Origin of the sequence: Mesorhizobium sp. M0960 (genome assembly GCF_040319055.1) — a bacterium.
Taxonomy (GTDB): Bacteria; Pseudomonadota; Alphaproteobacteria; order Rhizobiales; family Rhizobiaceae; genus Mesorhizobium.
In genome coordinates this window covers 163,987-177,014 of sequence record NZ_JAMYNN010000004.1, presented here as the reverse complement: position 1 = coordinate 177,014, position 13,028 = coordinate 163,987, and the positions used below count along the sequence as shown (strand labels likewise).

Here is a 13,028-nt window from a genome sequence, read left to right as displayed (position 1 = left end):
CACCTGCTCATCCATCATGCTTTCGGCAAAAGACCGGCCCTGCCGGCCTCGATGAAGGGCGCCCAATAGTCGACCGATTCGCGGATCATGGCGACGACCTGGTGGTCGACGGGCTCGCGTTCGCGGAACGACAATTCGAGGCAGATCTCATTGTCGACGCCGCCGCCACGGCGAACAGTGTCCAGCAGCTTTTCCGGCGTGATGCGGCCGTCCTTGTTGTAGGCGGCAATGAACGGCCAATGGCCACCCTTGTTCATTGAGGATTGCTTGACGTGGATGATCGGCGATTCCTTTGGAAAGGCTTCGGCCCAGGCATAGGGGTCGATGTCGTCCGGATTGCTCGACGTCACGTCGCCATGGTCGATATCGACCATCATCTTGAGCGGGATCGCCATGCCGGCCGCATCGATCTCGCTCTGCAGCGTCCGGCAGCTTTCGATCGTATGGCCGAACTCGCGGCCGACCGACATCGGCTCCCAGAACAGGTAGGTCAAGCCGGCCGCTTTGGCGTGCTCGGCGACCGCGCGCCAGCATTCCAGCGCGATCTCGAAAAGCCGCGCGCGACGCTCGGGATCGTCATAGTCACGATGAGTGAAGATCGCGAATTGCGTGCCCATGCCGCGGGCGCCGAGCTCGGCCGAAATTTCGGCAAAGGTCTTGAACCAGTCGACATAATAGCGCCGCACGTCGGCATCGGGATGGCCGAAATGATTGAGCCGGCCGTAGGGGCCGGTCATCGCGGAGGTCACACGCACGCCGGTGCGGTTGAGAGCGGAGCGGAACAGGCGGATGAATTTGGCGATCGTCGCCGCCGGCCAACCGGGATTGACGAATTCATGCGTGAGCTGCACGTCGCGGATGCCGATGTCGTAGGCGATCGCATCGATCAGATCGTCCGGTTCGGCGAAACGATTGACCAGCGGGTTGGTGTTGAGGGACAGCGTAAAGGCCATCAGCCTGCCTTCGCCAGCCGGCTCGAGCACCAGTCTTCGAAGGCGGTTCTTTCTGCGGCGGACAGATGCAGTCCGTGTTTGGTGCGCCGTTCGAGAATATCGGCGGCCGTCTCGGCCCATTCATGCTCGAACAGGTAATTGGCTTCGCGCTCGAACAAATCCTTGCCGAAGCGCCGCCCCAGTTCAGCGAGCGAACCGGCCGCGCCGACCAGATCACGCGTCCTTGTGCCGTAGAGCCGGCCATAATGCTTGACCAGCGAGGCCGGCATCCAGGGATATTCGTGGCCGAGGTCACCGAGGAACTGCTCGAAATCGGCATTGGCGATATCGCCGCCTGGCAGATGTCCTTTCGAGGTCCACGGCTTGCCCATCTTCGGGAAGAACGGGGCGATGCGGTCGAGCGCGTGCTCGGCCAGCTTGCGGAAGGTGGTGATCTTGCCACCGAAGACGGAAAGCAGCGGCGCCTGTCCCGCCGCCACGTCGAGCTCGAAAATATAGTCGCGGGTGACCGCGCTCGGATTGTCGGCATTGTCGTCATAAAGCGGCCTGACGCCGGAAAACGAGTAGACGACGTCGCTGCGCGCAAGCTGGCGCTTGAAGTAGCGGTTGACCACCTTAATCAGGTAGTCGACCTCGCTGGCGTCGGCGGTCACGTCTTCCGGCCGCCCGTCATAAGGAATGTCGGTGGTGCCGATCAGCGCCAGATCGTTCTGGTAGGGATTGATGAAGATCACGCGCTTGTCGCTGTTCTGGACGAGATAGGCTTGCCGGCCTTCCCAGAATTTCGGCACGACGATGTGGCTGCCCTTGACCAGGCGCACGTTGCGCCTGGAATTCTGGCCAGCGACGCGATTGATGATGTCATTGACCCAGGGGCCGGCGGCGTTGACCAGCGCCCGTGCCCGAACCGTGGTCCTGACGCCGGTTCGACCGTCGCGCATCTCCACCGACCACAGGCCGTTTTCGCGGCGGGCGGCGGTGCAGGCAGTGCGGGTGAATATCCTGGTCCCACGCTCCGCGGCGTCGAGCGCGTTGATGACGACCAGGCGGGCGTCGTCGACCCAGCAGTCGGAATATTCGAAGCCGCGTTTGAAGCTGTCCTTGATCGGCGCGCCCTCGGGTGCGGTGCGCAGGTCAAGCGTGCGAGTGGCCGGCAGCCGCTTGCGGCCGCCAAGATGGTCGTAGAGGAACAGGCCGAGCCGGACCAGCCAGGCCGGCCGATCATCCGGGCTGTGCGGCAGCACGAAGCGCATCGGCCAGATGATGTGCGGTGCGGATTCCAGCAGTACCTCGCGCTCGATCAGCGCCTCGCGCACCAGGCGGAACTCGTAATATTCGAGATAGCGCAAACCGCCATGGACGAGCTTTCCCGATCGCGAACTGGTGCCTTCGGCGAGATCGTCTTTTTCGCAGAGGATGACCGACAGCCCCCGGCCTGCTGCATCGCGCGCAATGCCGGCGCCATTGACGCCGCCGCCAATGACGAAGAGATCGACGATTTCGCTGTCACCGCTCATCTCGCTCTATGCCCTGTCGTCAGCATGGATTGACCGGCGGCAGGCCGGCGATGAAGCGGCGCACTTCCTCGGCCGCCTGCTCGGCAGCATAAGTCACCGTGCGTACCGACGCGCCGGCGATATGCGGCGTCAGCGTCACATTCGGCAGCTGCAGCAGCGGCCAGTCGGCCGGCACCGGCTCGACGGCGAACGTCTCCAGCATGGCACTGCCGATCTGCCCCGAGACGAGCCCCTCGTAGAGCGCATCGTAGTCGACCAGCGGTCCGCGCGCGGTATTGACGAAGATCACGCCGGGCTTCATCCGGGCAATGGCGTCCTTGCCGATCAGGCCGCGCGTCTCCTCGGTGACCCGGGAATGCAGCGTGACCACATCGGAGCGCGACAGGAGATCGTCCAGCGCAACCAGCTCGACGCCGGCATTGCGGTCCTCGACGCTCAATTGCACATAGGGATCGGAGACCAGGATGCGGCAGCCGAATGCGCGCAGCAGCCGAACCAGCCTGGTGCCGATATTGCCATAGCCGATGACGCCAACGGTCATTTCGTTGAGCTCGCGGCCGGTGCGGTCGGCGCGGTAGAGATCGCCGCGCCACTCGCCCTTGCGCAAGGCTTCGTGGCCGACGCGGATCAGCCGCGTCTCGGCGAGGATGGCGCCGATGGTGAACTCGGCCACCGCGCTGGCGTTGCGGCCGGGCACATTGACCACGGTGATGCCATGGGCGTTGGCGGCAGCCATGTCGATGTTGATCGGCCCGCCGCGCGACACCGCAACCAGCCTGAGCGCCGGCAAGCGCTGCATCATGGTTTCGGAAAGCGGCGCAAGCTGGGTGACGAAGATTTCGGCATCGCCGATAAAATCGACCACCTCGTCCGGATCACCGAAATATTCCTTGACCTTGTCGAGGCCGAGCGCCGCATTGCCGAATTCCATCGGCTCGTCGGGCCATGCGGTCTCAATGGTGCGGATGTCGAGATTATCGCCGCAGGCCGCTTCGATTTTCTCGCGAAACACTTCCGGAAGCATGAAGCGGTCGCCGATGATCGCAATTTTGTTGGGCATGCTCTTCTCAATTCACGTCAGTTTGTCTGGATGCGGCCAGCGAACGCCAGACCGGCCGCAGCGCCTCATGCGCCAATGTGTAGGACGGAACAATCGCCTCGTAGGCAGCGGCAAGTTTTCGGTCGCTAGGTTCGGCCGCACGGAGCAAAGGCGTGACCCATTCACTGACGCAATCGTCCATTGATGCGTACTGGCCGACGCAGACCGCAGCAATCATCGCAGCGCCCGCAGCACCGGCCTCCTCGCGCTCGCTGGTGCGAATGTCGGCGCCGACCGCAGCACCCAGGATCTTGCGCAGAGCCGGGCTCCTGGCCGCTCCACCAGTCAGGCGGATTTCCTCGGGCAGCGGCCCCATGGCGGCGTAGCAATCGCGTGCCGCGAAAGCCAGCCCTTCGAACACCGCACGAACCATGTCGGCATAGCCGTGCCTGGACGAAATGCCGACGAAACCGGCCCTGGCATTGGCATCGACGAACGGGCCGCGCTCGCCCGCCTCGGAGACATAGGGCTGGTAGAGCAGCGAGCCTGGCTCGGACGACGATATCCACTGGTCGACCAGCGCGATCATCTCGCCATTGGTCCGCGTGATACCTTGCGAGGCGAGAATGCCGGAGGCGAGGCCGAGGACCCAGTCGATGTTGAGCGTTGCCGCCATGTTCGACTGCATCTGCGCAAAGACGCCCGGTGCCGGCATGGTCATCGTGTAGCCGGTTGCAGCTTCGTTGAGCAGAACCTCGTCCGGCGTCTCGGCAAGCCGCATATGCATTCCGGTGGAGCCGATTATCGAGCATCCCGGCTTGCGCTCGCGATCGAACAGGCCGGCGCCGAGCGCCGTGCAGGCGACATCGACATAGGCCAGAACGACCGGCGTGCCGGCAAGCAGGCCGGTCGCATCGGCTGCTGTCGCCGACAGTGCGGTGCTTTGCCTGGTGCCATCGACGATGGGCGGCAGCAGATGCCTGAGATCGGTGACGCCGAGCACCTCAAGAACATCGTCGCAATAGCTGCGCGTGCGGAAGTCGCCGAAGGTGAAGGTGCCTTCGGACGGGTCGGTGGCGCGTTGGCCGGTCAACTTGAAATAAAGCCAGTCCTTGCAGTGGAACGCCGTCGCTGCATTGGCAAGCATCGCGGGCATGTGGCGCTTCATGAAGACGAATTGCGACCCCTGCTGGCAGGCAGCGAGCCCGCTGCCGGTCTTTTCGAAGCGCAGCCGGTCTTCGGGCCGCGCGCGGATCTCCTCGACGACGGCGGCAGCGCGCGCGTCGAGCCACAGCCAGCCCTTGGCCACCGGCTCGCCATCCTTGTCGATCAGCCAGGTGCCGTCGCCCTGCCCGGTCACGGCGATGGCAATGGTCCGGCTGGCGAGATCCGGCACCTTGTCGGCCAGTTGGCGCAAGGTCGTCGCGGTATCGGCCCAGGTGCGGACTAGGTCCTGCTCGGCGCCGCCACCCGGCAGTGTCTCGTATCTGTTCGGCAGCGCGGCTGCCGCGATCTGCCTGCCCGCCGTGTCGAAGGCGACGGATTTGATAACAGACGTGCCGGCGTCGATGCCGATCAGCACATCCCGCATCAGGCAAGCTCCGTGCCGTGCGAAATGGCGTCGCCGCTCGCCTGATCGAAGACGTGCAGGTTTTTTGGATCGATGCTGACCTTGATAGGCGCCCCGAGTTCCAGGCGAGTCCGGTCATGTTCGACCAGAACCAGCGAGCCGCCGGCGAAGTCGGCGGCGATATGGGTCTGGTCGCCGAGCCATTGATTGGCCGAAACCGTGGCCGGCACACCGTCCTTGGAGCGGCGGACGGCATAGGGCCTGACACCGATGACGACGCGTTGCCGGTTGAGCAATTCATCGCGAACTGGGCCGCTGAACGCGTCCTTGTCGTAGTCGAGCGAAAGCCCGTCGGGCAGCTTGAGACTGATCTTGTCGGCAGCCGTGCCGACATAGGCCTCGAAGACATTCATCGGCGGCTCGCCGACGAAGGTGCCGGTGAACAGGTTTGCCGGCCGTTCCTTGAGCCTGTCAGGCGTATCGAACTGCTGCAGCACGCCGCCCTCCATGACGGCGATGCGATCGGCCAGCGCATTGGCCTCGGTCTGGTCGTGCGTGACCAGGATCGCGGTCAGGCCACGCTCCTTGATGAAATGCTTGATGCGGCCGCGCAGCACGGCGCGAAGCTGCGGCTCGAGCTGGCCCATCGGCTCGTCCAGCAGATGCAGGTCGGCCTCGCGGATCAGCGCCCGGCCGAGGCTGGCGCGCTGCTGCTGGCCACCGGAGATCGAGCTCGGATAGCGCTCGAGAATGTCCTCGATCTCGAGCAGCTTGGCGATGTTGGCAACCTTTGCATCGACCGCACTCTTCGCCAGCCTGGCCGCCTTGAGGGCGAAGGCCATGTTCTCGCGCACGGTCAGGGGCGGATAGAGCGAATAGCCCTCGAAGGCCATTGCGACGTTGCGCCTGACCGGCGGCAACGTGTGCACCTTGCGGCCGGCAACCGCGATGGTGCCACGCGAGACCTCTTCGAAGCCTGCGATCATACGCAATGTCGAGGTCTTGCCGCAACCGGACGAGCCGAGCAGCGCCACGATCTCGCCCTTGGCGATTTCCATCGTCAGGTTCTTGACCGCATGCACACCGCGGTCGATCGGACCGTAGAACTTGTCGACGCCTGAGAGGGTGATTGCGCTTGGGCTCATGCCGCTTCTCCACTGCGCAAATTGACGACGTTTTTCGAGCCAATGCGCTCGCCGCTCGCGCGATCGAACAGCAGGGCGCTTTTGCTGTCGACGGCTATATGCGCCCTGCCCTCGGATTGGCCAGGTGTCCCGGACGGACGCGAGACCAAGATTTCACGGCCGCGCACGGTTCGCGCCAGGGTGACGATCTTCTCGTTGAGCGGCGTCTCAGCCTCGACCGTCACCGGGATGGCGCCGGGCGTGCCTTCATCAACAAACGCCAGAGCCTCCGGCCGCAGGCCGATCACGCAATCACGGCCGACCGCCGCCTCATGCGCGCCGGCAAGATGGACCTGGACGTTGGACAGGCCGACATAGATGCCCTTGGCGTCCCGCGACGGCTTGACGTCCAGAAGGTTGATGGTCGGGTCGCCGAACAGCCGGGCAATCTCGACATTGGCCGGCTCGCGATAGATCTGCTCGGGCGTGCCGAGCTGTTTGACGACGCCTTGCGACATCACCGCGATGCGGTCGCCGAGCGCCATCGCTTCCTTGTAGTCTTGGGTGACGTAGATGACGGTCGCGCCACGATCGGCGAGCAGCCTTGGCAGCTCGAGGCGCATTTCGAAGCGCAATTTGGCATCGACGTTGCGCAAGGGATCATCGAGCAGCAGCAGCGGCGGCGAGCCGACCAACGCGCGGGCAAGCGCGGTGCGTTGCTTCTGGCCGTTGGACAGCGCCCGCGGCTTGTGGCTGAGCACATGGCCGATTTTCAACAGCTTAGCGACGCTCTCGACGCCGGTCTTTATCGTGCCCTGCGATGAGTGCTTCGCCTGCAGAGGCGTGGCTATGTTGTCGAACGCCGTCATATGCGGGAACAGCGCGAAGTTCTGGAATGCCATGCCGACGCCGCGGAACTCGGCGTCGAGATCGGTCATGTCCTCGCCGCCGATGAGGATCTTTCCCTCGTCGGGGTCGATGACCCCGGCCACCAGCCGCAACAGCACCGTCTTGCCGGCGCCGGACGGTCCGAACAGGACCAGCGTTTCGCCGTCGGCGACGGTCAGCGACAGATTGTCGAGAACGGTCTGGCTTTTATAGCGCTTGACGATGTTTCGCAGTTCGAGGCTTGCCATCGGACTATCCTTTCACCGCGCCAAGCGACAGGCCTTCGACCAGATAGCGTTGCGCATAGAGCGCGAGCGCCAGGGTCGGCGTGATCGACAGCACGATCGCCGCCGAAATCTGGCCATACTGGATGCCGGAGGACGTGATGAAGGCCAGCGCGCCGACCGTCACCGGCTGCTTGTCGGCAGAGGCGAGCACCAGCGCAAAAACGAAATTGTTCCAGGCAAAGATAAAGGCGAGCAGGCCGGCAGCGGCAATGCCTGGGCCGGCGAGCGGCAGCGCGATCTTGCGGAAGGTAGCAAACCAGGAATGTCCGGCAATGCGGTAGGCGTATTCGATGTCGGCCGGTATATCCTCGAAATAGCCGCGCACGATCCACAGGATCAGCGGCAGGCAGATCAGCTGGTAGACCCAGATCAGCCCGATATAGGTATTGGCCAGCCCGAGCTTCTGGAAATAGAGGGTGAGCGGCAAAAGCACCAGCAGCGCCGGCGCGAAACGGAACGACAGCAGCGTGAAGGCAATGTCCTCCGAGCCGCGAAACTTATGCCGCGCAAACGCATAGGCGGCCGGCACGCCGAGCAGCAACGCGACGGCAACCGAGGTGACCGACAGGAAGACGGAATTCCAGAGATTGCGCATGAAGGCGATGTCGAGCGTGCCGGCCGCCGTCATCAGCTTGCCGGTGATCAAGGCGGTGTAGTTGGCGAGCGTCGGCTCGAAGACAAGCTGTGGCGGAATCCGCAGGATTGTCTCGTTGGTCTGGAATGACATCATCAGGATCCAGACGATCGGGAACATGAAGAAGATCACGACCAGCGCCAGGGCTATGCCGCGCAGGATGCGTTCGAGAAGGGAGGTATGTTCCATGCCAGCCTCCTATGCCTGGCCGCGGGCGCGTTCGCGCAGCCGCAGCCAGTTCTTGATGAAGATGTTCGAGAGGAAATAGGTGATCGCCCACAGGATGATCATCAGCGCCGCCGAGCGGCCGACATTGGTCGACTGGAAGAAGTTGAGATAGGCCTCGACCTGGAACACGGTCAGCGTGTCGCCCGGACCACCCTGGGTCATGGCGTAGATGATGTCGAACTGCTGGATGGAATCGAGCAGGCGGAACAATGTCGCCGTCAGGATATAGGGGGTTAGCATCGGCAGGGTGATGCGGAAGAACACGAAGCTGCGCGGCACGCCGTCAAGTGCTGCCGCCTCGAAGGGCTGCGTCGGCAGGCTGCGCAGACCGGCAAGCAGCAGGATCATGATGAAGGGCGTGTAGACCCAGATGTCGACAAGCACGACGGTGAGCAGTGCCGTCGAGGGCGACGAGGCCCAGCGGAAATCCTGCAGCCCGATCAGGCTGGCGAGATAGCTGAGCACGCCAAAGCCGGGATTGGTCATCAGCTTCCACATCAGCGCGGCGAGCGCTGGCGCCGTCATCAGCGGCATCAACAGCATGATCGAGATGAAGTTGTTCAGCGTCGAGCGCTTTTGCAGCAGCATGGCGATGCCGAGACCGAGAAGCAACTCGAGCACGACGGTGATGCCGGCGTAGAGCAGCGACACCTGCAGCGTGTTCCAGAACTTCGGGTCGGTGAAGAACGAGATATAGTTGTCGCCCCAGTTGAATTGCCGCGCCCAAGGCTGGCTCAATCGGTAGCGCTGGAAAGAATAGACCACCGATGTGAAGAACGGGATCAGGATGCCGATGCAGACCAGCAAGGCCGGCAAGCTAAGGAGATAGGGCAGCACCCGCTTGCTGATCCTGAAGCCCGACGGCCTGTTTCTTTGTATTGTCGCCGCAGTCATCTGCTGCTCCGTCATTCTGTTGCTTCGCCGTCCCGGCCGCCCAAGGGAGCAAGGCGGCCGGTCGGGCGAGCAGGCGGTACCGCTCGGCACCGCGTCGCAAACGTATCACATCTCAAAGGCTGACCCGCGGACGGGCCAGCCTTGGCCGCGGCTTTAGCCGAGCCCGGCTTCCTTGAGCTGGCTGTTGATGCTCTCGGCCAACTTGTCGAGGCCTTCGTCGACCGGCACTTCCTTGGCCACCATCTTCTGCAGCGTCGCCGCCCATTCGGTGGTGAGATCGAAGAACAGCGGCTGCGGTGTGAACTTGATGCTGGCGCCCGGCGCCGAGACGTCGAACATCTCGACGTAGCCCGGATAGCTCTTGTTCAGCTTCTCGCGGAACATCTCGTCGTTCCAGACCGACTGACGAACCGGATTGACGAAGTCCATCTTGGTCGCACCGAACAATGCATGCTCGGGTCCGGATGCCCATTGCATGAAGTACCAGGTGGCGTCCTTGTCCTTCGAGAAGTTGGACATCGACAGCGACCAGATCCAGATATTGGGCGTCGGCGCCTTGGCGGCCGGGTTGGCCTTGAACGCCGAAAAGGCGAGCTTGCCGGCCATCTTGTTGTCGCCGCCATTCATGAAATAGCCGAGGATATCGGCGTCGAAAATCATCGCCGACGCACCTGCACCGAGATCGGTGCCGACCTGATACCAGGTGTAGGTCGACCAGTCCTTGGGGCCGCTCTCCTGGATCATCTGCACCCACTGCTTGTGGAAAGCCTTGGATTCGGCGGTGCTCATCGCGGCCGACAGCTTGCCGTCAGCCGAGACGTTCAGGTCCTTCTGGTCGAAATTAGCGTAAGCCGACAGGAAGCCCGGGTGGATCGTTGCCCAGGAGCGCGAGCCGCGCACGCCGATGCCGTAGACGCCGCCACCAACATCCTTGGTAAGCTTCGCCGCCGTAGCGACCATTTCATCCATATTGCCGGGAACGCTGACGCCGACCTTGTCGAACATGCCCTTGTTGTAGGTGATGTTGTTCTGCTCGAAGCCCCACGGAATGCACCATTGCTTGGCGTCTTCCGAACCGAGCGCGCCGCCCGGCTGGCCGTTCCAGGCGCAAGAATTCTTGACGCCGGGCAGGAAGTCGTCCCAGGCATATTTCGGGTTGGTCTTGGCCGGATCCTTGATCCATTCGTTGAGATCGGTGATCCAGCCGGCCGGGCCGTAGGTCCAAGTCATGTAGGCGCCGGTCATGAAGGCATCGTATTCGGGCGAGCTGGCCGACAGCGCGGCGGTAACCTTGTCGAAATAGACGTCTTCGGGGAACACGTCATAGACGACTTCCATGCCGGTCAGCTTCTTGAAGTTGTCGAGGTTGGCAATCATCGCATCGGCGTACGGATGCTTGTTGAGCAGCAGCTTGATGGTCTTGCCCTTATGCGCCTGCCAGTCGAAATCAGCTGCCAGGGCGCGGGTCTGCCCGAAATTGAGCAGTGTACCGGCGGTGCTGGCGGCAAGGCCCATTGCACCGAGGCCCTTGATCAGCCCACGGCGGCCGACTTGTCCACGCAGGAACGCGTCGATGAGGTCTTTCTCTTTCTCATGCATTTCTCTTCTCCTCCACAGGGTAGTTTCAACGAAATGGTTGCCGGCTACCCGACCGGCGTCTGTTCCACGAGCGATCGCGCCGTCCGCTCGTCGGTTATCAGGCCTTTGAGATAGCGGCCCTCCAGCACTGACTTGATGGCGCGAACCTTCACCTTGCCGCCGGCGACGGCGACAATCCTGCGGTTGCTGATGTCTTCGCGCGCCAGTGCCAGCGCCCGGTCGGAAAGCGTCGTCGCGACGGCCTTTCCAGCATCGTCGAAGAAATGGCCGAGCAGTTCGCCGACGCCGCCGTTGCGGCGGATCTCCTCCATCTCGCCCTTTTCGATCATGCCGGTGGCGACAAGCGAGGCCTCACGCTCGGCGGTGCCAATGCCGGCAATGAGCAAGTCGGCGGTCTTGGCGAGGTCGAAGACATCGCTGACGCCCTTCTGCCCGAGCAGCACCGTTCGATCCTCGACCGTGTTGGCGAACATCGGCACCGGCATCACATAGGCCTCCGCGCCGGTCCGTTCGGCGACGCGGTGGATGACGTCATGTGGATTGGCGGAGAACTTGCGCGTCAGGCCGCCAAGCAGCGAAACGAAACGGATCCTGCCGGCCGATATGCGCGGCAGATATTCGACGCAGGCGGCAAGCGTGCGGCCGTGGCCGACGCCTATCAGCGCCTCCTCGCCGCGTTCGATCTCGCGCTTGAGAAACTGCGCGCCGGCAATGCCGAGCGCCTTGAGCGGCAGGTCTTCGGCATCGAAGTCCGGGACCACCTCGCAATAGTCAAGGCCGTAACGGCCGGATAACTCGTCCTCGAGTTCCACGCATTCTGAGACTTCGCCATCGATATAGACTTTGACCAGGCCCTCCTGATTGGCCTTGGTGATGAGGCGGTGCGCCTTGAGGCTGGTCAGGCCGAGCCGCTTGGCGACTTCCGACTGGGTCAGGCCGCCGGCATAGTGAAGCCAGGCAGCGCGGGCTGCCATCCCGGTCTCGTCGTCGCGCAGCAGGCCGTTGCCAAAACCAACCATTTCCGCCCTTTGATATTTTTATCAGTTGCTGTAAAATTTTTCACAAGGCGCCGTCCGAGTCAAGCAACCGCTGCGTTTAAATCTCCGTCCGGAAGCTTGCCGGCCCGGGGCCGAACAGGGCCGCGCGAACCAACGGGCAAGAAGCAACACCGATCGCGCGCATTTAAAACGTTTGCAATTTCGCTTGGACTGATTACAAACGTTTCAAACTTCGTTCGAGAGGAACGATGCCGGGCCGCGTTACCACCCTCAAGGAACTAGCCGCACAGCTCGGCCTGTCGATCACCACCGTTTCGCGCGCCCTTGCCGGCCACGAGCAGATCGCATTGAAAACGCGCCAACGTGTCACCGAGGCCGCGCGCCGGGCCGGCTATGTGCCGAACACGGCAGCCCGCACGCTAGTCTCCGGCCGCAGCGGTTTTGTCGGCATGGTGCTGCCGATCCGCGGCCCCAATCTGGTCGATTCCTTCCTCGGCGAATTCGTCACCGGGCTCGGCGAAGGGTTGGTTTCGCACGGTTCCGACCTGATCCTGGCCGCAGCGGCGCAGGGCCAGTCGGAACTTTCCGTGCTTCGCCATGTTGTCGAATCCGGACGCGCCGATGGGGTCGTCGTCACCCGCATCGCCGAGGTCGACGAGCGGCTTACCTATCTGCGTCAACGCAATTTTCCGTTCGTCGCGCATGGCCGGCTGCTCGACGGTGACTTTGCCTATCATTGGCTCGATACCGATGGCGCGCACGCATTCGGCGAGGCCTTCGACATGCTCTACGATCTCGGACACCGCCATTTCGGCCTGGTGACGATTTCCGAGCCGATGACGTTTCGCCATCTCAGGCAGGATGGGCTCGCTGCCGCGATCGCCCGCCGAGGCGATCCGACGGTCAGGCTCGATGTGGCGACGGCACCGCGGTTCGATCGCGGTGCCCGCATCCATGCAATCAACCGGCTACTGCACGCCACCGAGCGGCCGACGGCCATTGTCGCGCTGTTCGACGAGCTGGCGCTGACGGTGATGGAAGAGGCTGCCCGAGCCGGCCTTGCCATTCCTCGCGACCTTTCGGTGATCGGCTTCGACAACATAGCCGCCTCAGCCTATGCGCCGCCGGGGCTAACCACTTTCGACGCCTCGATCCGCCAGTGCGCGCGCGAGATCGGCGAGATGCTGCTGACCGTCATCGGCAACAGGCCGGACGCGCCACTGACGCGGCTGGTCCGGCCGACACTTGTCTCGCGGGCAAGCCATGGCCCGGCACCCACAAGACAGAACTGACGCCC

At 63.2% G+C, this 13,028-nt stretch carries 11 protein-coding genes; 1 reads left to right on the top strand and 10 read right to left on the bottom strand.

Going from position 1 to position 13,028, the window contains the following annotated elements; genetic code table 11:
* Positions 1-14: 14 nt before the first annotated feature.
* From NKH63_RS11595 to NKH63_RS11550, 10 genes are all read right to left on the bottom strand, one after another.
* Positions 15-953, bottom strand: coding sequence for a sugar phosphate isomerase/epimerase family protein (locus NKH63_RS11595; RefSeq protein ID WP_023716731.1), 939 nt, complete (start codon positions 951-953; stop codon positions 15-17).
* Entirely contained in the window at positions 953-2,470 is a 1,518-nt protein-coding gene (locus NKH63_RS11590; RefSeq protein WP_023716730.1) for a glycerol-3-phosphate dehydrogenase, read from the bottom strand. Before NKH63_RS11590 ends, NKH63_RS11595 begins: the two co-directional genes overlap by 1 nt.
* A 19-nt stretch (positions 2,471-2,489) precedes the next feature.
* Positions 2,490-3,530 carry a 2-hydroxyacid dehydrogenase gene (locus NKH63_RS11585; RefSeq protein ID WP_023716729.1) on the bottom strand — a complete coding sequence of 347 codons (1,041 nt, stop codon included), beginning with the start codon at positions 3,528-3,530 and terminating at the stop codon, positions 2,490-2,492.
* Positions 3,531-3,537: 7 nt separating this feature from the next.
* Positions 3,538-5,100, bottom strand: coding sequence for an FGGY-family carbohydrate kinase (locus NKH63_RS11580; RefSeq protein ID WP_023716728.1), 1,563 nt, complete (start codon positions 5,098-5,100; stop codon positions 3,538-3,540).
* The gene (locus NKH63_RS11575; RefSeq protein ID WP_023716727.1) at positions 5,100-6,224 is read right to left on the bottom strand and encodes an ABC transporter ATP-binding protein; all 1,125 of its coding nucleotides are present in this window, start codon (positions 6,222-6,224) and stop codon (positions 5,100-5,102) included. Before NKH63_RS11575 ends, NKH63_RS11580 begins: the two co-directional genes overlap by 1 nt.
* Entirely contained in the window at positions 6,221-7,339 is a 1,119-nt protein-coding gene (locus NKH63_RS11570; RefSeq protein WP_023716726.1) for an ABC transporter ATP-binding protein, read from the bottom strand. Before NKH63_RS11570 ends, NKH63_RS11575 begins: the two co-directional genes overlap by 4 nt.
* A 4-nt stretch (positions 7,340-7,343) precedes the next feature.
* Complete coding sequence (locus tag NKH63_RS11565) at positions 7,344-8,201, bottom strand: carbohydrate ABC transporter permease (protein WP_023676025.1); 858 nt, start codon at positions 8,199-8,201, stop codon at positions 7,344-7,346.
* Between the two features lie 9 nt (positions 8,202-8,210).
* Entirely contained in the window at positions 8,211-9,134 is a 924-nt protein-coding gene (locus tag NKH63_RS11560; protein ID WP_023716724.1) for a carbohydrate ABC transporter permease, read from the bottom strand.
* Positions 9,135-9,287: 153 nt separating this feature from the next.
* Positions 9,288-10,733, bottom strand: coding sequence for an ABC transporter substrate-binding protein (locus tag NKH63_RS11555; RefSeq protein WP_023716723.1), 1,446 nt, complete (start codon positions 10,731-10,733; stop codon positions 9,288-9,290).
* Positions 10,734-10,777: 44 nt separating this feature from the next.
* The gene (locus tag NKH63_RS11550; protein ID WP_023716722.1) at positions 10,778-11,752 is read right to left on the bottom strand and encodes a sugar-binding transcriptional regulator; all 975 of its coding nucleotides are present in this window, start codon (positions 11,750-11,752) and stop codon (positions 10,778-10,780) included.
* 227 nt (positions 11,753-11,979) lie between these two features.
* Between NKH63_RS11550 and NKH63_RS11545 the strand changes: the two genes are divergently transcribed.
* On the top strand, positions 11,980-13,023 hold the full coding sequence (locus NKH63_RS11545; protein WP_352493963.1) for a LacI family DNA-binding transcriptional regulator: 1,044 nt from the start codon (positions 11,980-11,982) through the stop codon (positions 13,021-13,023).
* Positions 13,024-13,028: the final 5 nt, after the last annotated feature.